This window comes from Streptomyces sp. NPDC006259 (genome assembly GCF_042870975.1).
In the GTDB taxonomy this organism is placed as follows: domain Bacteria; phylum Actinomycetota; class Actinomycetes; order Streptomycetales; family Streptomycetaceae; genus Streptomyces.
In genome coordinates this window covers 7,882-32,323 of record NZ_JBIAHY010000004.1, presented here as the reverse complement: position 1 = coordinate 32,323, position 24,442 = coordinate 7,882, and the positions used below count along the sequence as shown (strand labels likewise).

Below are 24,442 nucleotides of genomic sequence, written 5' to 3'. Positions count from 1 at the left end.
GGCGGGGCTCAGCCCTTCACGCAGATGAACTGCTTGAGCTTCGCCACCACCTCGACAAGGTCCCGCTGCTGATCCATGACCTGCTCGATCGGCTTGTAGGCACCGGGAATCTCGTCCACGACGCCGGCGTCCTTGCGGCACTCCACGCCCCGCGTCTGCTCTTCCAGGTCCTTCGTCGTGAAGCGGCGCTTGGCCGCGCTCCGGCTCATCCGCCGGCCCGCCCCGTGGGAGGCGGAGTTGAAGGCCTTCTCGTTTCCGAGCCCCTTCACGATGTAGGAGCTCGTACCCATCGAACCGGGAATGATCCCGTACTCACCGGAGCCCGCCCGGATCGCGCCCTTCCGCGTGACCAGCAGGTCCATCCCCTCGTACCGTTCCTCAGCCACGTAGTTGTGGTGGCACGAGATCTCCTGCTCGAAGGTCGGCTTCGCCTTCTTGAACTCCTTGCGGACCACGTCCTTCAGGAGCGCCATCATGATCCGGCGGTTGTGCTTCGCGTACTCCTGCGCCCAGAACAGGTCGTTGCGGTAGGCCGCCATCTGCGGGGTGTCCGCGACGAAGACGGCGAGATCGCGGTCGATCAGGCCCTGGTTGTGCGGCAGCTTCTGCGCCACACCGATGTGGAACTCGGCGAGTTCCTTGCCGATGTTCCGGGAACCGGAGTGCAGCGTGAGCCACACCGAACCCTCGGTATCGAGCAACAGTTCGATGTAATGGTTGCCGCCGCCGAGCGTCCCCATCTGCTTCGCAGCCCGCTCCTCACGGAACCTGACCGCATCGGCGATCCCGTCGAACCGCCCCCAGAAGTCGTCCCACCCGGCAGTGGCCAAGCCATGGACCTGCCCGGGCCGAACCGCGGAGTCATGCATCCCCCGCCCCACCGGAATCGCCTGCTCGATCTTCGACCGGAGCCGGGACAGGTCCCCCGGCAGGTCGTTCGCCGTGAGGGACGTCTTGACCGCGGACATCCCGCAGCCGATGTCGACCCCGACCGCCGCCGGGCACACCGCGCCCTGCATGGCGATGACCGAACCGACCGTCGCCCCCTTGCCGTAGTGGACGTCCGGCATGACGGCCAGGCCCTTGATCCACGGCAGGGTGGCGACGTTGCGCAGCTGCTGGAGCGCGCCGTCCTCGACCGTCGCGGGGTCGGCCCACATGCGGATCGGGACCTTCGCGCCCGGCATCTCCACGTACGACATTTCGTCCTCATTCCCCCGGAACACAACAGAAGTCACAGATCGCAAAACCGGTGCCAAGGTCGGCAATGGGGACGGCGGACCGGCATCCACGGTGTTGCGTGCGATACACATTGTCTGCTGGGGCCGCCCCCGTCCGGCAAGCGATTAACCAGCGGGGACACTGGACCTGCCACCCACGATGTGACCGTCGAGAGGAGCCGACCGTGCAGCGGAAGGCGTACGTACCCGGCGTCGCCGCACTCCTCGCGGCCCTGCTGGCCGGCTGCACGAGCAGTTCGGACGACGGCGGCCCGACGGACAACTCCAATCCGGGTGACGCCGGCACGGTGACCGCCGCCGCCCAGCCGGGCCGTTACGACGCCCTCCCGGAGGCCTGCGGAGCGGTCGGTGACAGCACCCTCGACCTGCTCCTGCCCGGCATCCGCCAGATCGCCGACGAGGCCCTGCGCGAGACCGCCTACGAAGGCCAGGCGACGCTGACGTTCGACACCGACCGCAAGGCCGGCTGCCGTTGGAAGGTGGACTCCACGGACGCCATCGACCATCTCTACGTCGACTTCGAGCGCGTGGTGTCGTACTCCAACGCGGTCAGCGACGACAGCCAGGCGGAGACGCTGTTCGCCGGGAAGGTGACGGCGGCCGGCCTGCCCGCGCCCACGCCGTCCGGCACTCCGACGGCGACGCCCTCCTCGTCCGCCTCCGCTGCTGCCGCCCCGTCCCCGTCCTCCTCCGCATCGGCATCGGCGTCCGCCTCCGCTTCCGCCTCCGCCTCCGCCTCCGCCGACCTCCAGCCCCGGCTCCTGGACGATCTGGGTGACGAGGCCTTCATCGACGACGTGCTCGCCGGCTCCGGTTCGACGGCCGAACAGCGCACGGTGACTGTGGTGTTCCGCACGTCCAACGTCATCGTGACCATCGAGTACGAGGAGCAGGCGACGTCCCTCGGCGTCGTCCCGGACAGCAAGGAAATGCAGGACAGCGCCCGGAAACTGGCCGCGCAGCTCGCCGATTCCCTGGCCGGCTGAGGCCACTTCGGGCCGGCGGGTCCCGCATGCCCGATGCCCGGGAAGCGGAAACGCACCGCTTCCTCACCGCGTACCGTGGCCCCTCGGACCCCGATCCGACCGCAGGAACCACGAGCGTCATGAGTGAAGGAACCATGCAGCGACGAGCCCAGCGAGACGACCAGCGTGCCCAGCGAGACCGGCGAGCGACGCGTGCCGGAGGCGTGAACCGCCTCCTGGCGGCGGCAGCCGTGGTCCCCGTGATGCTGATCGCCGCGGGTTGCTCCTCGGACTCCGGCTCCGGCTCCGGTGACGACTCCGCCGCGCGGAAGGACGGCGGCGCGTCCGCCGGCACCTCCCGCAGTGCCGAGCCGACCGTGCAGGCCGCGGCGTACAAGACGCTGCCCGAGGCGTGCGGCGTGCTGTCGGGAAAGACGCTGACGTCCCTGGTGCCGAAGGCCCCCGCCAAGGGCAAGGAGGGCACGTCGGGCGATGTCGCGGCGCGGGCCTCGTGCTCCTGGTCCAGCCTGGACAACAACGGTGTGAAGGGCTCCCAGTTCCGCTGGCTGAACGTCTCCCTGGTCCGCTTCGAGACGGACGCCGCGAGCAGCGGTGAGCAGCAGGCGCAGGAGTACTACACCAAGCAGGTGCAGGGCGCCACGGCGACGACGGGCGCGAAGAACGCCACGTCGCAGCCGCTCGCCGGGACGGGCGACCAGGCGACCACCGTGCGCTACGACCTGAAGAAGTCCGAGGGCGCCTTCAAGCAGCAGACGGTCGTCTCACGGGTGGAGAACGTCGTCGTCACCGTGGACTACAACGGTGCGGGTCTGGCCGGCGAGAAGACGCCGGACGCGGCCGCGCTGGTGAAGTTGGCGGAGCTGGCGGCCAAGGAGGCGGTGGCGGCCGTCGAGGCGGCCAACGGCGAGGGCGGGAGCGGCGGTTCCTCGTCGCCCGCCCCGTCGAAGACGCCGTCGACGCCGTCGAAGACCGCGTCGGCGTCCCCGTCCGCTTCGCCGTCCGCTTCGGCCTCACCGTCGGCCTCCGCTTCGGTCTCGGCGGCGGCCGCCAAGAAGCGCTGACGTACCGGCAACACGTGGACCGCACACATGTGCCACCCTGTTGCGCGCAACAACACGCAAGGGGAGGGGAGTACGGGTGGCCGCGCCAATACAGCTGACCCGGATGCACCGCATTCTGATCGGTGTGGTCGTGACCGGTGCCGTGGTCATCGCCGCGATCGGCTTCGCCGGTTCCTACGCGGCCGTCCGTGAGCTGGCCCTACAGAAGGGCTTCGGGAACTTCGCGTACGTGTTCCCGATCGGCATCGACGCGGGCATCTGCGTCCTGCTGGCCCTGGACCTGCTGCTGACGTGGATCCGCATCCCCTTCCCGCTGCTCCGGCAGACGGCGTGGCTGCTGACGGCGTCGACGATCGCGTTCAACGGCGCCGCCGCCTGGCCGGACCCGCTGGGCGTCGGCATGCACGCGGTGATCCCGATCCTGTTCGTGGTGTCCGTCGAGGCGGCCCGCCACGCGATCGGCCGGATCGCGGACATCACGGCCGACAAGCACATGGAGGGCGTCCGGCTCACCCGCTGGCTGCTCTCGCCGGTGCCGACGTTCCTCCTCTGGCGCCGGATGAAGCTGTGGGAGCTGCGCTCCTACGAGCAGGTCATCAAGCTGGAGCAGGAACGTCTCGTCTACCAGGCCCGCCTGCGTTCCCGCTTCGGCCGGGCCTGGCGCCGCAAGGCCCCGGTGGAATCCCTGATGCCCCTGCGCCTGGCCCGCTACGGCGTCCCCCTGGCCGAGACGGCCCCCGCGGGCCTGGCGGCGGCAGGCATAGAGCCGGCCGTGCTGCCGCCCGCCCCGAGGCACGAGCTGCCGACTTCGCAGGAACCGGCGACGCCGCGGGAACCGCGGCCGGCCTCGCTGGCCGCGGGCGATCGTGCGGCCGGGGCGGCACCCCTCCAGCGGGAGGCGGAACCTTCCGGCGAGCAGCGCCCCGGCCGACCCGCGGACGCGGACGCGGAGCACCCGGCGGGCGAACCGGAGCCCGAACAGAGCCCGTGGTTCCGGCCGCCGCCCCAGGAGATCGCCTACCAGGGCGGCTACGACCCCACCTACGACCCGCAGGAACAGTACGAGCAGTGGTACCAGGAGCAGCTCCAGGCGGAGCAGTACCAGCAGCAGTACCAGCAGGAACCGCCGGCCCAGGAGCCCTCGCCGGAGGAGACGGGCAGCTTCCCCATCCCGGTGGCTCCCGGCCGCACCCGTGAACTGGGTGAGGGCGGCGGCCCCCGCGAGCCGGACGAGGAGGCGTACTACCAGGTCTTCCGTCAGTCGATCGACGGCAGCTACCCGACGCCCCGCGTGCTGGGCGACAACATCCAGGCGACGTACGGCACGACGCTGAGCCCGAGTGCGCTGAAGGCCCTCGCGGAACGCTTCCAGATGCGCCACGGCGCGGAACTGGAAGAGGACCACATCGCGTAACCGCGTCGCGCGACGGACAGGACACGAGGAGGGGGCGCCCGGTGATCACCGGGCGCCCCCTCCTCCGTGCACGCGTGGGGAAGGGCTACTCCCCGAGCAGGGCCCGGACCCTGTCCTGTCCCACCGCGAGCAGCAGCGTGGGCAGTCGCGGCCCCGTGTCGCGCCCGACGAGCAGGTGGTACAGCAGCGCGAAGAAGGTCCGCTGGGCGGTCTTGATCTCCGGCGGCAGCTCCTTGGGCGTCGCGTCCGCGGAGAATCCGGCCTGCACCTTGGGCACGCCGTACACGAGGTGGGTGAGGCCGTCGAGCGACCAGTGGTCGGCGAGGCCGTCGAGCAGGAGCCGCAGCGAGTGCTGGGAGGTCTCGTCGAGGGACTTCAGCAGTTCGGCGTCCGGCTCGTCGCGCACGATGGTCCGCTGGTCGGCGGGGACGTGCGTGTTGATCCAGGCCTCGGCCTTGTCGAAGCGGGGCCGTGCCTCGTCGAGGGAGCCGATCGGGTTGTCGGGGTCCAGTTCGCCGAGGATGCGCAGTGCCTGGTCCTGGTGTCCGGCGGTGATGTCGGCGACGGAGGCGAGGGTGCGGTACGGCAGCGGCCGGGGGGTGCGGGGCAGTTCGCCGCCGGCGGTGCGGACCGCTCGGGAGTGGGCGGCCACGTCGGCCGGGAGTGCGGAGCCTCCCCCAGAGCCGGCGTCCCCGGCGACCTTGGCGTCGAGCTTGTCCCACTCGTCGTAGAGGCGCTGGATCTCCTGGTCGAAGGAGATCTTGAAGGACTGGTTGGGGCGGCGGCGGGCGTAGAGCCAGCGCAGGAGCTGCGGTTCCATGATCTTCAGGGCGTCGGCCGGGGTCGGGACGCCGCCCTTGGAGGAGGACATCTTGGCCATGCCGCTGATGCCGACGAAGGCGTACATGGGGCCGATCGGCTGCTTGCCGCCGAAGATGCCGACGATCTGGCCGCCGACCTGGAAGGACGAGCCGGGCGAGGAGTGGTCGACGCCGCTGGGCTCGAAGACGACGCCCTCGTACGCCCATCGCATGGGCCAGTCGACCTTCCAGACCAGCTTGCCGCGGTTGAACTCGTTGAGCCGCACGGTCTCGGAGAAGCCGCAGGAGTCGCAGACGTAACCCAGCTCGGTGCTGTCGTCGTCGTAGGCGGTGACGGTGGTGAAGTCCTTCTCGCAGTTGCCGCAGTACGGCTTGTACGGGAAGTACCCGGCGGAGCCGGAGCTGCCGTCGTCCTCGGCGGCGGCGCCGGAGCCCTCCGCGGCCTCCAGCTCGGCCTCGTCGAGGGGCTTCTGCTGCTGCTTCCTGGCCGGGGCCTTCTTGGTGCGGTACTGGTCGAGGATCGCGTCGATGTCACCGCGGTGCCGCATGGCGTGCAGGATCTGCTCGCGGTACACGCCGGAGGTGTACTGCTCGGTCTGGCTGATGCCGTCGAACTCGACGCCCAGCTCCGCCAGCGCCTCGATCATGGCCGACTTGAAGTGCTCGGCCCAGTTCGGGTGCGGGGAGCCCTTCGGCGCGGGGACGGAGGTCAGCGGCTTGCCGATGTGGTCGGCCCAGGACTCGTCGACCCCGGGGACGCCGGCCGGCACCTTGCGGTAGCGGTCGTAGTCGTCCCAGGAGATCAGGTGGCGGACCCGGTACCCGCGCCGGCGGATCTCGTCGGCGACGAGGTGCGGCGTCATGACCTCGCGGAGGTTCCCGAGGTGGATGGGGCCGGAGGGGGAGAGTCCGGACGCGACGACGACCGGTGGAGCGGCAGCGAGCGATGTCGCTTTGCCCCCGGCCCGACGCTCCGACTCCTCGATGACCTCATCCGCGAAACGGGAGACCCAGTCGGTGGTCTCGGTGCTCTGAGCCACGATCGGCACGTCCTCTGGTGTGAAGGCTTGAAGGTGTGAAGTCCGTCCATTGTCCCAGGCCGGACCGCATCCGCGAAAACCGCTTTTCACCGCGTGGGATACTCGGTTCCCGCAGTACTTCCGGAACCCGAGCAGAACGGCAGCCACTCCATGGCCTCGGTCACGTCCCTCAGTCACTCCGTCGAACAGCGCCTCGCGTCCGCCCTCTCGGCTGCTCTGCCGGAGGCCGTCGGCGCGGACCCGCTGCTGCGACGCAGCGACCGGGCGGACTACCAGGCCAACGGGATCCTGGCGCTGGCGAAGAAGGCGAAGGCCAACCCGCGCGAGCTGGCGACACAGGTCGTCTCCGAGGTCGTCACCGGTGATCTGATCAAGGACATCGAGGTGTCCGGGCCCGGCTTCCTGAACGTGACGATCACCGACAGGGCGATCATCGACAACCTCGGCGCGCGGTACGCGGACGCCGACCGTCTCGGCGTTCCCCTCGCGGAAGCGCCGGGCACCACGGTGGTCGACTACGCCCAGCCGAACGTGGCGAAGGAGATGCACGTCGGCCATCTGCGGTCGGCGGTCATCGGCGCGGCGGTGGTGCAGATCCTGGAGTTCACCGGCGAGACCGTGGTGCGCCGGCACCACATCGGCGACTGGGGCACCCAGTTCGGCATGCTCATCCAGTACCTGGACGAGCACCCGCACGAGCTGGACCACAAGGACTCCCGGGTGAGCGGCGAGGAGGCGATGTCGAACCTCGACCGCCTCTACAAGTCCGCGCGCAGGCTGTTCGACGCGGACGAGGAGTTCAAGACCAGGGCCCGGCGCCGGGTGGTGGACCTCCAGGCCGGGGACCCCCACACCCTCGCCGTCTGGCAGAGGTTCGTCGACGAGTCGAAGATCTACTTCTTCTCCGTCTTCGAGAAGCTGGACATGGAGATCCGGGACGAGGACATCGTCGGCGAGTCGGGATACAACGACATGCTGGCCGAGACCTGCCGCCTCCTGGAGGAGTCGGGTGTGGCGGTCCGCTCGGAGGGCGCGCTGTGCGTCTTCTTCGACGACGTCAAGGGCCCGGACGGCAATCCGGTCCCGCTCATCGTGCAGAAGTCGGACGGCGGCTACGGCTACGCGGCGACCGACCTCTCCGCGATCCGGGACCGCGTCCTCCAGCTCAAGGCGGACACGCTCGTCTACGTCGTCGACGCCCGGCAGTCGCTGCACTTCAAGATGGTCTTCGAGACCGCGCGCAGGGCCGGCTGGCTGAACGGCTCCGCCACCGCGCACCAGTTGGCCTTCGGCACGGTCCTCGGCAAGGACGGCAAGCCGTTCAAGACCCGTGAGGGCGAGACGGTCAAGCTGGTCGACCTCCTCGACGAGGCGGTGGACCGTGCGACGGCCGTCGTCCGGGAGAAGGCGGAGAAGGTCGGCCTGAGCGAGCGGGAGATCGAGGAGAACGGCCGGTACGTCGGCATCGGCGCCGTCAAGTACGCGGACCTGTCGACCTCCGCCGTGCGGGACTACAAGTTCGACCTGGACCAGATGGTGTCGCTCAACGGCGACACGTCGGTCTACCTCCAGTACGCGTACGCCCGTGTCCAGTCGATCCTGCGCAAGGCGGGCGAGGCCCGCCCGGCCGCGCACCCCGAGCTGGAACTGGCCCCGGCGGAGCGGGCGCTGGGCCTGCACCTCGACCAGTTCGGCGAGACGGTCCAGGAGGTCGCGGCGGCCTACGAGCCCCACAAGCTCGCCGCGTACCTGTACCAGCTGGCCTCGCACCTGACGACGTTCTACGACCAGTGCCACGTGCTGTCCGCGGACAACGCGCCGGAGGTCGTCGAGAACCGTCTCTTCCTGGTGGACCTGACGGGCCGCACCCTCCACAAGGGCATGGCCCTGCTGGGCATCCGGACGCCGGACAGGCTCTGAGGGCGGGCCGGCGCCGGCCGGCCACAGCGACGATCGACGTACCGCGGCCCGTCCTCCACCAGGAGGACGGGCCGCGGCCGTGCCGGGGTCCGTCGGCCGGCGAACCCCTTGGACGCCGCCCGGATCCCCGTCCCGGCGCGGCCGTCGATCCCGCCCGCGCAGAGGTGACGGGCCGTCAGCCGCCGCCGGGGGGTGGTCCGGGACCGACGGCCACGGCGCCCGCCGGGCGCGCCGCCCCCGGCGCCGTGCCCTGACCGTCGCCGGTCCGGCCACCCCGCCCCGATGTCACTGCCTGCCCCTACAGTCACCGGTATGGCGACTCTTCCCAACCCGCTGCCCAAGCTGGCGTCCGATCCCAGCGGGCGTTCCCTCGGACTCCGGCTCCCGCCGGGCAGGCTGATCGACATGACGGACCAAGGCGTCTGGCACGAGCCGCTGTTGTGGCATGCCGAGCGGACCGCGGCGCCGGGCAACTGGGCGGCGCTGGGCGGGCCGGCGGGGCGGGCCGGACTGATCCCGGTCCTCGTCGACCTGGGCGGTTCGCAGGGCGGGCCCGAGCGATGGGACCTGGCGCCCGCCCGCATGTCGTATCCGGGGGACCACGACGCGGAAGAGGTGCTGGAGGACTTCTGGGAGGAGTGGGCGGCGGAGGACGAGGAGTGGCCCGGTCCGGCCGACGCCCCGACGCTCAACGCCGATCCGGACGCGCGGGCCGCGCAGATCGCCGACGCCCTCGCGGGTGAGGGGCCCTCGTGGTTCGAGGCGCCGCACCTGGCCCTGGTACCGGCCCGGCGCAGCGCGGACGTACCGGCCGCCATCGGCTGGTCGGGCCCGGTCAACCATGAGAACGACACGGCCCGGCTGTCCGCGGTCCTGCGTTCCTGGGAGGACCGCTTCGGCATACGGGTCGTCGGCATCGGCTTCGACGTCCTGGCCGTGTCCGTGGCGGCCCCGCCCACCACCGTGGCGGCGGCGGAGGCGGTGGCCGCCGAGCACTTCGCGTTCTGCCCGGACAACATCCTCCAGGGCTCCGGCACCCTGGAGGCGTACGCCAGCGGGCTGATCGGCGAGCACGTCTGGTCCTTCTGGTGGGACTGAGGCGTGGCCGGTCTCAGTCGCCGGCCCCGACCCCGCCGCCGAGCCCCCTGCCCAGCCTGCGCAGCCCCTCCGCGATCTCCTGCGGCGTCTGCGTCACGAAGCAGAGCCGGAGGGTGGAGCGGTCCGGGGCACCCGCGTAGAAGGGGGCGCCGGGCACGTAGGCCACGTCCTCCCGCACCACCCGCGGGAGCAGGGCGGCGGTGTCGTACGTCTCCGGCAGCCGGGCCCAGAGGAACATGCCGCCCTCGGGGCGGTCCCACACCGTGCCCTCCGGGAGGGCGTCCGGCAGGCCCGCCAGCATGGCGTCCCGTCGCTCGCGGTAGACGGCGGCGACCCGTGCCACATGGGCGTCGAGGTCGGAGACGGCCAAGTACCGTGCCGCGGCGAGCTGGTTGACGGTCGGGGTGTGCAGGTCGGCCGCCTGCTTGGCGACCACGCAGGCCCGGCGCAGTTCCGCCGGCGCGCGCAGCCAGCCCAGTCGCAGGCCGGGGGCCATGACCTTGGAGAAGGAACCGAGCAGGACGGTCCGGTCGCGGGCGTCGGGGTGGGCGGCGATCCAGGGGACGCGCTCGCCGTCGTAACGGAGTTCGCCGTAGGGATCGTCCTCGACGATCCACAGGCCGTGCCGGGCGGCGACGGAGGCGAGGGCGGCGCGGCGCTCGGCGGGCAGGGTGCGGCCGGTGGGGTTCTGGAAGGTGGGAACGGTGTAGAGCAGCTTGGGCCGTTCGCGGACGACCAGCTCGGCGAGGGCCTCGGGATCCGGTCCGTCCGCGTCGCCGGGCACGGCGACGATCCTGGCCCCGGCGAGGCCGAGGACCTGAAGGGCGGCCAGATAGCAGGGCTCCTCGACGAGGACGGTGTCACCGGGGTCGACGAGCGCGGTGGCGAGCAGAGACAGGCCCTGCTGGGAGCCGGTGGTGACGAGCAGGTCGTCGGCGTCCGTCGGCAGCCCGCGCACGGACATGCGGCGCGCCAGCCGCTCCCGCAGGACGGGCTCCCCCTCGGTGGTGGCGTACTGGAGCGCCCGCCCCGGCGTCTCCTCCAGCACGTGCCGGAAAGCGGCGGCGACACCTTCCCGGTCGAACAGCTCGGGGGCGGGAAGCCCACCCGCGAAGTTGATCACCTCGGGCCGCGCGGTGACGGCGAGGATGTCCCGTACGGCCGACCCCCCGACGGCACGCACCCGCCCGGCGAGCGGCGGCACGGAAGCGATCGGTGCGGCGGCAACGGTCATGGAACGGCTCCTTCAACCACGGGCACGGCAATCCCCCACGCCCTCGTCCTCACGCACCCGCAGCCTAGAGAGACAGCTGCTGTCTACACACGGTTTTCCAGGATGCGGACGCGGGGGCCCGGACGCGGGGTCGCGGGCCGGGGGCGCGGGCCGGGGGCGCGGGCCGGGGGCCCGGACGCGGGGTCGCGGGCCGGGGTCGCGGACGCGGGGTCGCGGGGTTCCGGCCGCCGTCTTCGGGCGTCGCCTACGGCGTGGGCGAGGACCCCGCCCGTTGCCAGGCCGATCCGCCGAGCGGGAACTCGTACGCGGGGCGTCCGTTGTTGCCGCTCGTGCGGAAGGGCCTGCCCCCGTCGTCGACGATCAGCGTGCCGTGCCGGGAGCCGCTGGACCAGGACAGCTCCAGCGTCCAGCTCACGTCGTACGCGGAGGCGTCGGCATCGATGTAGTAGATCTCGGGGTCGGACTCGCTGACCTTGAAGGGGAAGTCGTCATGTCCGGCCTCCGGCACGACCGCCGGCCGCGCGGCGTCGAGGGCGACGGTGAAGTAGTGGGTCGGCACGCCGCCCCCGCAGCCGACGCCCGGATAGCCCATGGCGTAGTCGTTCCAGGCGGGCGGGGTCCGCTTGCGGACCGTGCGGACCTTCAGCCCGTCGAGGACCACCGTCTCCTCGCCGGTCCCCTGCACGGTCACCTGGAGGAACTCGTTCCCCGAGGACACGGCCCCGTGCGCGGCCACCCACGCGGGCGCGTCCTGCTCGACAGGCGGCGGCGCGACCCGTCCCGGCTCACGGTCGATCAGGTAGTGCTGGCCGCAGGGGTCCAGCCAGGCGTTCGGGCGGACCTCCACCGTGAGCGGAGGAGCCCCGCCGCTGTCCTCGACGGCCGCGCCGGGCCGCCCGTCGCCGGAGGCCGAGGGGGACGGCGTACCCGAAGGAGAAGAAGAAGCGGACGCGGACGCGGACGGCGGGGCGGAGGGGGACCCGGTCCCTGACGGCGACGCGCTCACCGCCCCCTTCCCCTGCACGGACGAGACGGCCCCGGCCCTTCGCGCGCCCCCGGCGTCCTCGGAGCCATCGCCGGACAGCCGCACCCCGAGAACGGCGGCCCCGACCACGGCGGCGACGGCGACCCCGGCCGACACGGCCCGCCGACGCCGGCCGGCCGACGGCCGCGGTGCGCCGTCCCGCACGAGGTCGGTGACGCCGGCAGCCGGCCCCGGCCCGTGGTCGCCCGTCCCACCCTCCACCGGCGCCGGACCGGGTTCCTCCCGCCCGCCCGCCGCCGGAACCGCGTCCGGCTCGACCGCCGGCCCGCTCTCCTTCTTCCCCCGCGCCGCGTCCGGCTCGACCGCCGGCCCGCTCTCCTTCTTCCCCCGCGCCGCGTCCGCCAGGATCCAGCGCCGGTGCAGTTCGACCAGCTCCGCCGGCGAGGCCCTGCACAGCCGGGCGAGCCGTTCCACGGGCGCGTAGTCCGTGGGGACGGCGTCCCCGTTGCAGTAGCGGTGCAGCGTCGACGTACTCATGTGGAGCCGTTTCGCGAGCGTGCCGTAGCTCAGCCCGGACCGGTCCTTCAGTTCTCGCAGCAGTTCCGCGAACTCGGCCGCAGCCACCGTTCGTCCACCCCTCGTGTCCCATCCCGGCATTCCAGGGATGGCGTGTTTGCCCAGCTCAACGCGGTGCGGGCGTTCCAGCGTCCCGGATCGTCCACAGGTCGTGGCAGCCGGGACGAATCCCCCCACAAGCTGTGGCCATCCAAGCACGCCGCTCCCGGCCCCCGGTCGAGCGGCGTACGCCAACCGGCCGTCCCGAAAGAGGACTTCACCATGCGCATCCGCCGCACCCGCCGCACCGCCCACCTGTTCGCCCCGGCGATCGCCGCACTGGCCGCCCTCTCGCTGACCGCCTGCGAGGACGGAACGGGCACCCACGACGAGGGCGCGTCGGCCCCCGCGTCGTCGTCGGTCACCGCTCAGCCGCAGCGGACCGGGACCCCGGCGCCGGGCTCGCCCACGAAGCCGGCCGGCGGAACCGGCGCGTCCAGCCCGTCCACCCCCTCCGCCCCCCGGACTAGTGACGGAGGCGGCAAGGGCGACGACGCCACCGCCCCCGAGAACCGCGTCCTCTGCAACGGCTCGAACACGAAGGTCACCGCCCAGCCGGTCCCCCGCCCGCTCAACCACATGCTGCTCACGGTCACGAACACCGGCAGCAAGACGTGCGACCTGACCTACCACCCGGTGCTCCGCTTCGACGAGATGCAGTGGGCGCCGACGGCGGCGAAGGAGACCCGGCCGCAGGCGGTGACCACACTCGCGCCCGGCGAGTCCGGATACGCGGGCGTCCTGCTGTCGGCGGCCGACGGCAGCGGCGACGGCGGCACGACCGCCGAGAAGCTGACGGTCGCCTTCCAGGGCCGCACCCCGGACAGCGACGGCGGCGCCTCCGCGACGCCGCCGCTCCCGGCCGCGGGCGTCTACTACGACAGCTCGCTGACGGTGACGTACTGGCAGCAGAGCATGGACGACGCGCTCTCCTGGTAGGTCACCGGTTCACCGCAGAGTCCGGGCCACCTCGGTGGCCCAGTAGGTGAGGATGTTCCGCGCCCCGGCGCGCTTGATGCCGGTGAGCGCCTCCAGGATCGCCCGGTCGCGGTCGATCCAGCCCTTCTCGGCGGCGGCCTCGATCATCGAGTACTCGCCGGAGATCTGGTAGGCGGCGACGGGCACGTCCACCGCGTCGGCGACCCGCGCGAGGATGTCGAGGTAGGGCCCGGCCGGCTTGACCATCACCATGTCGGCGCCCTCCTCCAGGTCGAGGGCCAGCTCGCGCAGCGACTCACGGGCGTTGGCCGGGTCCTGCTGGTACGTCTTCCGGTCCCCCTGCAACGACGACCCGACGGCCTCCCGGAAGGGCCCGTAGAAGGCGGAGGAGTACTTCGCGGTGTAGGCGAGGATCGAGACGTCCTCCCGCCCGATCTGGTCGAGCGCGTCGCGGACGACGCCGATCTGCCCGTCCATCATCCCGCTGGGCCCGACCACATGGGCGCCCGCGTCGGCCTGCGCCTGGGCCATCTCGGCGTACCGCTCGAGGGTGGCGTCGTTGTCGACGCGCCCCTGCGCGTCGAGCACCCCGCAGTGTCCGTGATCGGTGAACTCGTCGAGGCAGAGGTCGGACATCACGATCAACTCGTCGCCGACCTCGGCCCGTACGTCCCGCAGCGCGACCTGGAGAATGCCGTCCGGGTCGGTTCCCACGGTCCCGAGGCCGTCCTTCTTCGCCTCCTCCGGCACGCCGAAGAGCATGATCCCGGAGACCCCGGCCTCCACGGCCTCCACGGCGGCCTTCTTCAGACTGTCCCGCGTGTGCTGCACGACCCCGGGCATCGCCCGGACCGGCACCGGCTCGCTCACGCCCTCCCGCACGAACGCGGGGAGGATGAAGTCGGCCGGATGCAGCCGGGTCTCGGCGACCATCCGCCGCATGACGGGGGTGGTCCGCAGCCGCCGCGGACGCGAACCGGGAAAGGATCCGTACGTCGTCATGCGTCCACGCTACGCCCGCCGGACCCACCCCTTTGCCGACGCCCCGTCGGCCGCGCGCCCGCCCCGTGTGCGCCGCGGACGCCCGGCGCGCATCCTGGAAGGAGGACCGCGACGGCCGCTCCTGCGCGCGAGGAGGCCGCGATGCCCGCCACCCACCACCCTCCCGATCTCTTCGCCCTCTCCGACGTGCGCGGCCCGGTGCTGCGCCCCGGCGACGACGGCTACGACGCCGAGGTCGCCGCCTTCAACCTGGCCGCCCGGCACGCCCCGGACGTCGTCGTGGGCGCCACCGGCACCGCCGACGTCGTGAACCTGCTCCGCCACGGCCACACGGTGCCCCTGGGATAGGGGGCCGCACCGGCGCGGCCGCTGCGGAGCCGCGGATACCGCTCGGGAGTACGGCGAACCGCGGTGGCCCCGGACCCGCTCGACGGGTCCGGGGCCACCGGTCACGACCATGTCCGCGGTCAGTCCGGGACCACCTCAGGTGGCCCGACGCCGCCGCGCCCCCGGCCGCCGCTCGCTGGGCCGGGTGACCGGACTCCCGGCCTCCGCCGCCGCGCCGCGCCGCCGCAGCCCGAACTCCGCCAGCGCCTCCGCCAGCTTGTGCACGGAAGGCTCCGGAGCCATCACGTCCACCCGGAGCCCGTGCTCCTCGGCCGTCTTGGCCGTGGCGGGCCCGATGCAGGCGATGACCGTGACGTTGTGCGGCTTCCCGGCGATCCCCACGAGGTTGCGCACCGTGGACGACGACGTGAACAGCACGGCGTCGAACCCGCCGCCCTTGATCGCCTCCCGCGTCTCGGCCGGCGGCGGCGAGGCCCGCACGGTCCGGTAGGCGGTGACGTCGTCGACCTCCCAGCCCAGCTCGATGAGCCCGGCGACGAGCGTCTCGGTGGCGATGTCGGCCCGCGGCAGGAAGATGCGGTCGATCGGGTCGAAGACGGGGTCGTAGGGAGGCCAGTCCTCCAGCAGCCCGGCGGCGGACTGCTCCCCGCTCGGCACCAGGTCGGGCTTCACGCCGAAGGCGATCAGCGCCTTGGCGGTCTGCTCCCCGACCGCGGCCACCTTGATCCCGGCGAAGGCGCGGGCGTCGAGCCCGTACTCCTCGAACTTCTCCCGCACGGCCTTGACCGCGTTCACCGAGGTGAAGGCGATCCACTCGTACCGCCCGGTCACCAGCCCCTTGACGGCCCGCTCCATCTGCTGGGGCGTCCGCGGCGGCTCGACCGCGATGGTCGGCACCTCGTGCGGCACGGCGCCGTAGGACCGCAGCTGGTCGGAGAGCGAGGCCGCCTGCTCCTTGGTGCGCGGTACGAGCACCTTCCAGCCGAACAGCGGCTTGGACTCGAACCAGGCGAGCTGGTCGCGCTGGGCGGGGGCGGAACGCTCACCGACCACGGCTATGACCGGCCGGCCGCCCTCGGGCGAGGGCAGCACCTTGGCCTGCTTCAACGTCTGCGCGATGGTGCCGAGCGTGGCGCTCCAGGTCCGCTGCCGGGTCGTCGTACCGGCGACGGTGACGGTCATCGGGGTGTCGGGCTTGCGCCCGGCCGCGACGAGTTCTCCGGCGGCCGCGGCCACGGAGTCCAGCGTCGTCGACACGACGACGGTCCCGTCGGACACGCCGACCTCGGTCCAGCACCGGTCGGAGGCCGTCCGTGCGTCGACGAAGCGGACGTCCGCGCCCTGCGCGTCGCGCAGCGGCACACCGGCGTACGCGGGCACGCCGACGGCGGCCGCGATACCGGGGACGACCTCGAAGGGAACACCGGCCGCCGCGCAGGCGAGCATTTCCTCGGCCGCGTACGTATCGAGTCCCGGGTCCCCGGACACCGCACGCACGACCCGCCTGCCGCCCCGCGCGGCCTCCATGACAAGATGTGCGGCATCCCGCACAGCGGGGCTCTGAGCGGTTGTTGACGTGCCGTCAACGGTCGCCGGGCGCGGTGCGCCCGTGCCCGGAAGAGGGTCCGAGAACGGACCGGCTTCCGTGTGCACGACGTGGACACCGGGCCTGGCGTGCGTCCGGACGACGTCGAGCACATCCTGCTCGGCGACGAGGACGTCCGCGTGTCCCAGCGCCTCCACGGCGCGCAGAGTCAGCAGTCCCGGATCCCCGGGTCCGGCACCCAGGAAGGTGACGTGCCCTTGTTCCGGACCGGCGGGAAGAGTGGTGGGGCTCACTGTGCTCGCTCCCCCATCAGACCGGCCGCGCCCTGGGCGAGCATCTCGGCGGCGAGTTCGCGGCCGAGCGCCATTGCCCGGTCGTACGTCTCGGGCACGGGACCGGTGGTGGACAGCTGCACCAGGTGGGAACCGTCGGTCGTGCCGACGACACCCCGCAGGCGCATCTCGTTGACAATCTGCCCGTCGGCCTGGGGGTCGCCCCAGGATCGAGCGAAGCCGAGGACCGGCGGAAGGTCGGCCAGCGCGCCCACGGGGGCGCTGCATCCGGCCTCCAGGGCGGCGAGCAGTGACCGTTCGGCGGTCACGGCGACCCGGGTGAACGGGTCGTCGAGTTCCCCGAGTGCGGCGATCAGGTCCGCGTCGGACGCGGCGCACTCGATCGCCAGTGCTCCCTGGCCGGGAGCGGGCAGAACCGTGTCGACCGACAGGAAGTCGGTCACCTCGTCGCCGCGGCCCATGCGGTTCAGTCCGGCCGCGGCCAGGACGACCGCGTCCAGTTCGCCGTCGCGCACGTACCCGATCCGGGTGTCGACGTTCCCCCGGATCGGCACGGTCTCGATGTCCAGTCCGTGGCCGCGCGCGTACGCGTTCAGCTGCGCGGTGCGGCGCGGCGAACCCGTGCCGATGCGCGCTCCGCGCGGCAGGTCGGCGAACTTCAGCGCGTCCCGGGCGACGAGGACGTCACGCGGGTCCTCCCGTTCCGGTACGGCGGCCAGGACCAGGTCCTCGGGCTGCCCGGTCGGGAGGTCCTTCAGCGAGTGAACCGCGAAATCGACCTCCCCCCGCAGCAGCGCGTCCCGCAGCGCGGTGACGAACACGCCCGTGCCGCCGATCTGGGCGAGGTGCTCACGGGAGGTGTCGCCGTACGTGGTGATCTCGACGAGTTCGACGGGCCGCCCGGTCACCTGGCTCACGGCGTCCGCCACCTGCCTCGACTGGGCCATGGCGAGCTTGCTGCGCCTGGTCCCCAGCCTCAGTGCCTTCGTAGTCATGCCGCTCATGCCGGCCCTCGGTTCTCTGCGTTCTTCTCGGTGCTGTCCTCGGCGCGGGAGACGGAGGCCACCGTCTCCTGGTCGAGGTCGAACAGGGTCCGCAGCGCGTCCGCGTATCCGGCGCCGCCGGGCTCGGCGGCGAGTTGCTTGACCCGTACGGTCGGCGCGTGCAGCAGTTTGTCGACGACGCGCCGCACGGTCTGGGTGATCTCCGCGCGGTGCTTGTCGTCCAGGCCGGGCAGCCGGCCGTCGAGCCGGGCGATCTCCCCGGCGACGACGTCGGCGGCCATGGCGCGCAGGGCGACCACCGTCGGGGTGATGTGCGCGGCGCGCTGCGCGGCGCCGAAGGCGGCGACCTCGTCGGAGACGATCCGCCGCACCTGGTCGACGTCGGCGGCCATCGGCGCGTCCGCGGAGGCCTCGGCGAGCGACTCGATGTCCACCAGCCGTACCCCGGCGAGCCGGTGCGCGGCCGCGTCGACGTCCCGCGGCATCGCCAGGTCCAGCAGGAACAGTACCGGCTCGGGCCGTGCGGGCACGGGGGCGGGTTCGGGAACGCGGCGCTCGGGGATGCGGCCGACGGTGGCGGCGGTCGCGGCGAGCGCGGTGATCAGCTCGGCTTCGGCCTCGGGGCGGCGCGCGGCCTCCCGGCGGTCGGCGGTGGGGCCGGCGGCCCAGGCCGCGTGCTGCTCGAGCGTGGCCGCGTCCATGCCGGCCACGGCGGCCTCCCCCATCACGGAGAAGCCCGGCCGCACGGCGGACAGGTCCAGCGGACACGCCTCGTCGGTACCGACGGAGGTCGGCGGCAGCGGTCGTACGTCCGCCGGTTCCGGCCGGTCCTCGGTGCGGGCGGCGGGTGTTCCGGTACGGCCCTCGACGGCGGCCGCGACCGCTGCCGCCGTGAGGACGAGTCCGGTCGCGCCGGTACAGGAGACGGCGACGTCGGTACGGGTCAGTTCCGCCGCCACCGACTCCATCGGCACGGCGCGGGAGACGATGTCCGGGTCGCCGTTCTCGGCGAGGATCTGCGCGAGGCGCTCGGCGCGGTCGAACGTGCGGTTGGCGACGACGATCTCGGCGACGCCGGCGCGCGCGAGCGTGGCCGCGGCCAGGGACGACATGGAGCCGGCGCCGATGACGAGGGCGCGCTTGCCCCGCGCCCACGCGGTGACGTCCCCGCCCGCGGCCAGCTGCTCCAGGCCGAAGGTGACCAGGGACTGTCCGGCGCGGTCGATGCCGGTCTCGGAGTGGGCGCGCTTGCCGACCCGCAGCGCCTGCTGGAACAGGTCGTTCAGCAGCCGTCCGGCGGTGTGCATTTCCTGGGCGCGGGCCAGGGAGTCCTTGATCTGGCCGAGGATCTGCCCCTCGCCGACGACCATCGAGTCCAGTCCGCAGGCCACCGAGAACAGGTGGTGGACGGCGCGGTCCTCGTAGTGCACGTAGAGGTAGGGGGTGAGTTCCTCCAGGCCGACGCCGCTGTGCTGGGCGAGCAGCGTGGACAGCTCGGCGACACCGGCGTGGAACTTGTCCACGTCGGCGTACAGCTCGATGCGGTTGCAGGTGGCGAGGACCCCGGCCTCGGTGGCCGGCTCGGCCGCGACCGTGTCCTGCACCAGCTTGAGCTGGGCGTCCGCGGAGAGCGAGGCCCGCTCCAGGACGCTCACGGGAGCGCTGCGGTGGCTCAGCCCGACGACGAGGAGACTCATGCCGGCATCACGGCGGGGACGTCCCCGTCGGGCCCCTGGTCGGTGGGGTCCACGCGGCGTACGGCGGGAGCGGGGACCGCGCCGTCCCGCGCCGCGGCCTCCTCACCGGCCTTGCGCTGCTCGTGGAAGGCGAGGATCTGCAGTTCGATGGAGAGATCGACCTTGCGTACGTCGACGCCGTCCGGCACGGACAGCACGGTCGGCGCGAAGTTCAGGATGGAGCTGACTCCGGCGGCGACGAGGCGCTCGCAGACCTGCTGGGCGACGCCCGGCGGGGTGGTGATGACCCCGATGGAGACGCCGTTGTCGGAGATGATCTTCTCGAGGTCGTCGCTGTGCTGGACCGGGATCCCGGCGACCTGGCGGCCGGTCATCTCGGGGTCGGCGTCGATGAGCGCCGCGACCCGGAAGCCACGGGAGGCGAACCCGCCGTAGTTGGCCAGCGCCGCGCCGAGGTTGCCGATACCGACGATCACAACCGGCCAGTCCTGGGTCAGGCCCAGTTCGCGGGAGATCTGGTAGACGAGATACTCGACGTCGTAGCCGACACCCCGGGTCCCGTAAGAACCCAGGTAAGAGAAGTCCTTGCGCAGCTTCGCGGAGTTCACGCCCGCCGCGGCCGCGAGTTCCTCGGAGGAGACCGTGGGAACCGAGCGTTCCGACAGTGCGGTCAGCGCGCGGAGGTACAGCGGAAGCCGGGCGACGGTGGCCTCGGGAATTCCTCGGCTACGGGTCGCCGGTCGGTGAGTTCGGCCAGTTGCCACGGTGCTCCTGCGGGTAGAGCGGGGCTGTAGGCGGTCACACGTCCCCGGACCGCCCCGTCGAAAGCAGGCTATGTCTTTGTGAACGCGTGCACAAAGATGGTGTCCGATTTGCCCGGCCAACGTGACCGGGGTCACGCGCCCCCGGCGCGTTCGCGGGGAACCGGCGCACGCGCGCCCGCGTTCCTTGGTTGTCGGGGGCAAAACCGCACACTCTCCTCACGAATCCCGCCCCCGAGATCTGGTCACCATCGATCCTAAGCGACTTTTCGCCACACTTGGACTGCCCGGTCAGTTGCCTGTGAGTTCCGCGCGCAGCCGTTCCTCGTTCACACGCCAGAAAGTGTGCTGCTCCCCGTCCACCAGGACGACCGGGATCTGCTCCCAGTACCGCTCGTGCAGCCGCGGGTCCTCGGTGATGTCCCGCCTCTCCCACGGCACGCCGAGATCACCGCACACCTTCTCGATCACCTCCTGCGCGTCGTCGCACAGATGACATCCGGGCTTGCCGATCAACGTCACGAGCCGGTCCTGCGGGGCGGGGCCCTTACGGCGGAAGAGGGGACTCATGTCAGCCATTCTCCCGCGCCCCCGCACGAATGCTCCCGGTCGTCCTCCTCCCCTCTTCCTCGACCACACGGCCGCGAAGAGTTCACACGCTTCGAACCTCCTGGCGGAGGGAACCGCGGAACGGACTGGCTATGCTCACGCCATGGCCGCTCTCGGATGGCTCACCCCCCGTAGGCGCTCCGCCACGGCGCGGAGCGTGTTGGCAGGCGAGGCCTCGGCGGAGGCCGCCCGCAAGGACGTCTCCGAACAGGAACCGCAGTTCCCCGTGCACGGGGACGACCTGGCCGCCGCGTTCTTCGACCTCGACAACACGGTGATGCAGGGCGCCGCCCTCTTCCACTTCGGCCGGGGCCTGTACAAGCGGAAGTTCTTCGAGACCCGCGAGCTGGCCCGGTTCGCCTGGCAGCAGGCGTGGTTCCGGCTGGCCGGCGTCGAGGACCCGGAGCACATGCAGGAGGCCCGCGACTCGGCGCTGTCGATCGTCAAGGGCCACCGCGTCGCCGAGTTGCAGTCGATCGGCGAGGAGATCTACGACGAGTACATGGCCGAGCGGATCTGGCCCGGCACCCGCGCCCTCGCCCAGGCCCACCTCGACGCGGGCCAGCGGGTGTGGCTGGTCACCGCGGCACCCGTGGAGATCGCCCAGGTGATCGCCCGCCGCCTCGGCCTCACCGGCGCCCTCGGCACGGTGGCCGAGTCGATCGACGGCATCTACACGGGCAAGCTGGTCGGCGAGCCCCTGCACGGCCCCGCGAAGGCGGAGGCGGTCCGCGCCCTGGCCGCGGCGGAGGGGCTGGACCTCTCCCGCTGCGCCGCCTACAGCGACTCCCACAACGACATCCCGATGCTCTCCCTCGTCGGCCACCCCTACGCGATCAACCCCGACGCCAAGCTCCGCAAGCACGCCCGCCGGCTCGACTGGCGGCTGCGCGACTACCGCACGGGCCGCAAGGCGGCGAAGGTCGGCATCCCGGCCGCCGCGGGAGTGGGCGCGGTGGCGGGCGGCACCGCGGCGGCCATCGCGCTGCACCGCCGCCGCCGATAGCGGACGCCGCCACCGTTCGACGCCGGGACCGTCCAACCCCGGTCACCGCGCTCACCCGGACGGGCAACCGCGGCGAAACGCGGCCAATCCCAGCGCCGCACCCCCGCACCCGCCTGGCCAGTCCCGTTGTCTGCGCACCGCCACAACACGCCCTCACCCGACCGGCAATGCGAACCCTTTCGGTCAACAAGCGATCACCCTGAGCAACTTGATTGGGCGTCAATAGGCTACGGAAGCGACGTAACCGGTGAATTGAGCAACTGGGTGTAGCAGGGCCTGTACGAAGCGTTATTCTCCTCAGACGCAATCCGGTACCCCTTCCGTCGCTACGACGGGTGAACGGTCCCGCACTGCACGTGATGGAAGCTCTGCCTCTGGGAGTCCCGTGTACCCACACGTCGGGGTTGACACCTCGGGCCTGGCTACGCTGCGCGCAACGGTCGCTACGGTCCAGGACCTGTTGCGCGGCTTCGTCCCCACCGCGTACGCCGTCCCCGCCTTCGCCACCGCCGCGCCCGTCGGCCCCTGCTACGCACTGGCCGACGGCCTCGAGCAGGTGCCGGCACGCGGCTCCGTCGTCGAGGGGCGGCGGTCGGGTGACGGCCGGGCTGTCGGCAGACGAGGACGTGCGACCGGCACGCCCACCGTCCGCCGGCCGGCCGCCGACAGCGACAGCGCCCGCATGATGGACCTCGTCGAGCGGGCCCAGGCCGGCGAGGCCGACGCGTTCGGGCGGCTCTACGACCAGTACAGCGACACGGTGTATCGGTACATCTACTACCGAGTGGGCAGCAAGGCGACCGCCGAGGACCTGACCAGCGAGACCTTTCTGCGAGCCCTGCGGCGGATCGGCACCTTCACCTGGCAGGGCCGCGACTTCGGCGCCTGGCTCGTCACCATCGCCCGCAACCTCGTCGCCGACCACTTCAAGTCCAGCCGCTTCCGGCTGGAGGTCACCACCGGCGAGATGCTCGACGCCAACGAGGTCGCGCGCTCCCCGGAGGACTCCGTCCTGGAGTCCCTCTCCAACGCCGCCCTGCTGGACGCCGTACGACGGCTCAACCCGCAGCAGCAGGAGTGCGTGACCCTGCGCTTCCTCCAGGGCCTCTCCGTCGCCGAGACCGCGCGGGTCATGGGCAAGAACGAAGGCGCCATCAAGACCCTCCAGTACCGGGCCGTCCGCACCCTCGCCCGGCTCCTCCCGGACGACGCCCGCTGACCCCGCCGTGACCCCGCCCCGCCACCGCCTACCGTCGGCGACGTCAACTCACGGTCAGTGAAAGTCCGTTGACTTCCCCATCCGATCATCCGCAGTCCGTAACCCAAGTGCCGCGCCAGTCGTTGTGCGGGATACAGGCTCCCTGCGGTCACGTCCTGGCCGGCCTCGATCACTCGTTCGCGTGGAAGCGATCGAGGACGTGCAACCCTCAGGACCCCCGGGGAGTCGACCGTCATGACGAGAGGAGGTGCCGCCAGTGATCGCGAACGTATCGGCGCACCGGCGGGCGAACGCCTTCGCCCAGGCCCTGGAGGAGCAGTCCGACCGGGGCACGGCGGCCGAGCAGACCGAAGGATCACCGCCGGCCCCGGCAGCCGCGGGCAAGACCGAGCAGGGCCCTCTCCTGGCCCTCGCGACGAGTCTCGCCGAGCTGCCCAAACCGGAGTTCGACCCCGAGGTCAAGGTCGTCCAGCGGGCGCAGTTGGTCGCCGCGATGGAGGCCATGCTTCAGGCGGGCGCCATGGGCGAGGCGGCGGACCCTTCGGTGCCCGAGCAGCGCACTCCGCGGACGCGGGGTGCGCATCGGGCGACACCGCTGGGCAAGTTCCGTCCACGCACACGGCTCGCCAAGGGACTCACCGCGGGCGGTCTGAGCGTCGGAGTGGCCGCCGGCGCCTTCGGCGGGGTCGCGGCCGCGAGTTCCGACGCCCTCCCCGGTGACTCGCTCTACGGCCTGAAGCGCGGCATAGAGGATTTCAAGCTGAACTACCTCGCCGAGAGCGACAGCGAGCGCGGCCAGGCCTACCTCGACCAGGCCTCCACCCGGCTCAGCGAAGCGCGCCGGCTCATGGAGCGCGCCCGCGGCGGGGTCCATCTCGACCACGAGTCCGTCGGCGAGATCCGCCGTGTCCTGTCCGGCATGCGGTACGACGCCTCCGAGGGTCACCGCCTGCTCCACCAGGCGTACGAGCGCGATCCGGACTCCCTCGGCCCCATGCAGGCCCTGTCCGCCTTCTCGCGCTCCCACCGAGAGGTCTGGGGCGCCCTGCGCGAACGGCTCCCGGTACAGCTCGGGGACGTCAGCCAACAGGTGTCGTCGGTGTTCGACGCCATAGACGAAGAAGTCGCCCCGCTGCGCTCCCTGCTGCCCCAGCCCCCGGCCCAGGGCGGCGGTCGGGGCAGCGGACAGGGTTCCGGTCCCACGTCCCCCGGCGCCTCGGGCACCGGCCGCTCGACCACGCCCAGCGCGGGCGGCGGCTCCCCGGCCACCGGCAGCCCCCACACCGGCGGCCCCAGCAAGTCGGCCGACACCGACGAGGACGGCCTCCTCGGTGGCAACACCGGCGGCCTGCTCGACCCGCCGCAGAACACCGGCACCTCGTCCCCGCCCACCGCGCCGACGACCGAGCCGGACGTCACCCTCCCGCCCCTCCTCCCCGGCCTCCTGCCGGGCCTGGGGATCGACAGCGAGGACGCGGACTAGAGGCCCCGCACGGACCCGTACGGCGGTGGGGGGGGCCGCCCCGGGGGGGCCCCCCCCCCCCCCGGCCGGGCAGTGCCCCGCCGGCCCCGCAGAGGGCCCGGCCCAAACGCCCGCGACCCG

The 24,442-nt window shown here is 72.2% G+C and carries 20 protein-coding genes; 10 read left to right on the top strand and 10 right to left on the bottom strand.

The genetic code is table 11. The annotated features are described in order from the left end of the window. Window positions 1–8 precede the first annotated feature (8 nt). Window positions 9–1,202: an RtcB family protein gene (locus ACFYO5_RS16730; protein WP_388709328.1), complete on the bottom strand. Its 1,194-nt coding sequence runs from the start codon at window positions 1,200–1,202 to the stop codon at window positions 9–11. A 203-nt stretch (window positions 1,203–1,405) separates the two neighbouring features. Between ACFYO5_RS16730 and ACFYO5_RS16725 the strand changes: the two genes are divergently transcribed. The 3 genes from ACFYO5_RS16725 to ACFYO5_RS16715 all read left to right on the top strand — a co-directional run bounded on the left by ACFYO5_RS16725 (window position 1,406) and on the right by ACFYO5_RS16715 (window position 4,702). Further along, window positions 1,406–2,227, top strand: a complete 822-nt coding sequence (locus ACFYO5_RS16725; RefSeq protein ID WP_388709326.1) for a DUF3558 domain-containing protein — start codon at window positions 1,406–1,408, stop codon at window positions 2,225–2,227. A 119-nt stretch (window positions 2,228–2,346) separates the two neighbouring features. Next, window positions 2,347–3,288, top strand: coding sequence for a DUF3558 domain-containing protein (locus ACFYO5_RS16720; RefSeq protein ID WP_388709324.1), 942 nt, complete (start codon window positions 2,347–2,349; stop codon window positions 3,286–3,288). A 76-nt stretch (window positions 3,289–3,364) separates the two neighbouring features. After that, window positions 3,365–4,702 carry a DUF2637 domain-containing protein gene (locus ACFYO5_RS16715; RefSeq protein WP_388709322.1) on the top strand — a complete coding sequence of 446 codons (1,338 nt, stop codon included), beginning with the start codon at window positions 3,365–3,367 and terminating at the stop codon, window positions 4,700–4,702. Between the two features lie 85 nt (window positions 4,703–4,787). On the opposite strand, the gene lysS is transcribed toward ACFYO5_RS16715, so the two are convergent. Then, window positions 4,788–6,572: a lysine--tRNA ligase gene (gene lysS / locus ACFYO5_RS16710; protein WP_388709320.1), complete on the bottom strand. Its 1,785-nt coding sequence runs from the start codon at window positions 6,570–6,572 to the stop codon at window positions 4,788–4,790. A 141-nt stretch (window positions 6,573–6,713) separates the two neighbouring features. On the opposite strand from lysS, the gene argS reads away from it, so the two are divergent. Both argS and ACFYO5_RS16700 read left to right on the top strand, forming a co-directional pair. After that, window positions 6,714–8,483: an arginine--tRNA ligase gene (gene argS / locus ACFYO5_RS16705; RefSeq protein WP_388709318.1), complete on the top strand. Its 1,770-nt coding sequence runs from the start codon at window positions 6,714–6,716 to the stop codon at window positions 8,481–8,483. 312 nt (window positions 8,484–8,795) lie between these two features. Then, window positions 8,796–9,581 carry a DUF4253 domain-containing protein gene (locus ACFYO5_RS16700; RefSeq protein WP_388709316.1) on the top strand — a complete coding sequence of 262 codons (786 nt, stop codon included), beginning with the start codon at window positions 8,796–8,798 and terminating at the stop codon, window positions 9,579–9,581. 13 nt (window positions 9,582–9,594) lie between these two features. On the opposite strand, the gene ACFYO5_RS16695 is transcribed toward ACFYO5_RS16700, so the two are convergent. Both ACFYO5_RS16695 and ACFYO5_RS16690 read right to left on the bottom strand, forming a co-directional pair. After that, complete coding sequence (locus ACFYO5_RS16695) at window positions 9,595–10,815, bottom strand: PLP-dependent aminotransferase family protein (protein ID WP_388709314.1); 1,221 nt, start codon at window positions 10,813–10,815, stop codon at window positions 9,595–9,597. 244 nt (window positions 10,816–11,059) lie between these two features. Further along, window positions 11,060–12,424 (bottom strand): helix-turn-helix domain-containing protein, encoded by a 1,365-nt coding sequence (locus ACFYO5_RS16690; RefSeq protein ID WP_388709312.1) that lies wholly within the window; start codon window positions 12,422–12,424, stop codon window positions 11,060–11,062. A gap of 213 nt (window positions 12,425–12,637) precedes the next feature. On the opposite strand from ACFYO5_RS16690, the gene ACFYO5_RS16685 reads away from it, so the two are divergent. Continuing rightward, the gene (locus ACFYO5_RS16685) at window positions 12,638–13,354 is read left to right on the top strand and encodes a DUF4232 domain-containing protein (protein ID WP_388709310.1); all 717 of its coding nucleotides are present in this window, start codon (window positions 12,638–12,640) and stop codon (window positions 13,352–13,354) included. A gap of 9 nt (window positions 13,355–13,363) precedes the next feature. Here ACFYO5_RS16685 and hemB read toward each other — a convergent pair whose 3' ends face one another. Next, window positions 13,364–14,356 (bottom strand): porphobilinogen synthase, encoded by a 993-nt coding sequence (gene hemB / locus ACFYO5_RS16680; protein ID WP_388709308.1) that lies wholly within the window; start codon window positions 14,354–14,356, stop codon window positions 13,364–13,366. A gap of 141 nt (window positions 14,357–14,497) precedes the next feature. On the opposite strand from hemB, the gene ACFYO5_RS16675 reads away from it, so the two are divergent. Then, window positions 14,498–14,704 carry a hypothetical protein gene (locus ACFYO5_RS16675; RefSeq protein WP_388709306.1) on the top strand — a complete coding sequence of 69 codons (207 nt, stop codon included), beginning with the start codon at window positions 14,498–14,500 and terminating at the stop codon, window positions 14,702–14,704. 135 nt (window positions 14,705–14,839) lie between these two features. On the opposite strand, the gene ACFYO5_RS16670 is transcribed toward ACFYO5_RS16675, so the two are convergent. The 5 genes from ACFYO5_RS16670 to ACFYO5_RS16650 all read right to left on the bottom strand — a co-directional run bounded on the left by ACFYO5_RS16670 (window position 14,840) and on the right by ACFYO5_RS16650 (window position 20,575). Further along, window positions 14,840–16,543: a uroporphyrinogen-III synthase gene (locus ACFYO5_RS16670; protein WP_388709304.1), complete on the bottom strand. Its 1,704-nt coding sequence runs from the start codon at window positions 16,541–16,543 to the stop codon at window positions 14,840–14,842. Beyond that, the gene (hemC, locus tag ACFYO5_RS16665) at window positions 16,540–17,538 is read right to left on the bottom strand and encodes a hydroxymethylbilane synthase (RefSeq protein WP_356570073.1); all 999 of its coding nucleotides are present in this window, start codon (window positions 17,536–17,538) and stop codon (window positions 16,540–16,542) included. Before hemC ends, ACFYO5_RS16670 begins: the two co-directional genes overlap by 4 nt. Window positions 17,539–17,543: 5 nt before the next feature. Continuing rightward, a complete protein-coding gene (locus ACFYO5_RS16660) occupies window positions 17,544–19,244 on the bottom strand; it encodes a glutamyl-tRNA reductase (protein ID WP_356570072.1) in 1,701 nt (566 codons plus the stop codon). Then, entirely contained in the window at window positions 19,241–20,008 is a 768-nt protein-coding gene (locus ACFYO5_RS16655; RefSeq protein WP_356570071.1) for a redox-sensing transcriptional repressor Rex, read from the bottom strand. The genes ACFYO5_RS16660 and ACFYO5_RS16655 overlap by 4 nt, the downstream gene beginning before the upstream one ends. A 288-nt stretch (window positions 20,009–20,296) precedes the next feature. Next, a complete protein-coding gene (locus ACFYO5_RS16650) occupies window positions 20,297–20,575 on the bottom strand; it encodes a glutaredoxin family protein (protein ID WP_356570070.1) in 279 nt (92 codons plus the stop codon). A 142-nt stretch (window positions 20,576–20,717) separates the two neighbouring features. Here ACFYO5_RS16650 and ACFYO5_RS16645 point away from each other — a divergent pair, with 142 nt between their 5' ends. The 3 genes from ACFYO5_RS16645 (at window position 20,718) to ACFYO5_RS16635 (ending at window position 24,322) form a co-directional block, all read left to right on the top strand. Beyond that, window positions 20,718–21,620 (top strand): HAD family hydrolase, encoded by a 903-nt coding sequence (locus ACFYO5_RS16645; RefSeq protein WP_388709300.1) that lies wholly within the window; start codon window positions 20,718–20,720, stop codon window positions 21,618–21,620. Window positions 21,621–22,005: 385 nt separating this feature from the next. Further along, window positions 22,006–22,839 (top strand): ECF subfamily RNA polymerase sigma factor, BldN family, encoded by an 834-nt coding sequence (locus ACFYO5_RS16640; protein ID WP_356570068.1) that lies wholly within the window; start codon window positions 22,006–22,008, stop codon window positions 22,837–22,839. Window positions 22,840–23,095: 256 nt separating this feature from the next. After that, window positions 23,096–24,322, top strand: coding sequence for a DUF5667 domain-containing protein (locus tag ACFYO5_RS16635; RefSeq protein ID WP_388709298.1), 1,227 nt, complete (start codon window positions 23,096–23,098; stop codon window positions 24,320–24,322). Window positions 24,323–24,442 lie beyond the last annotated feature (120 nt).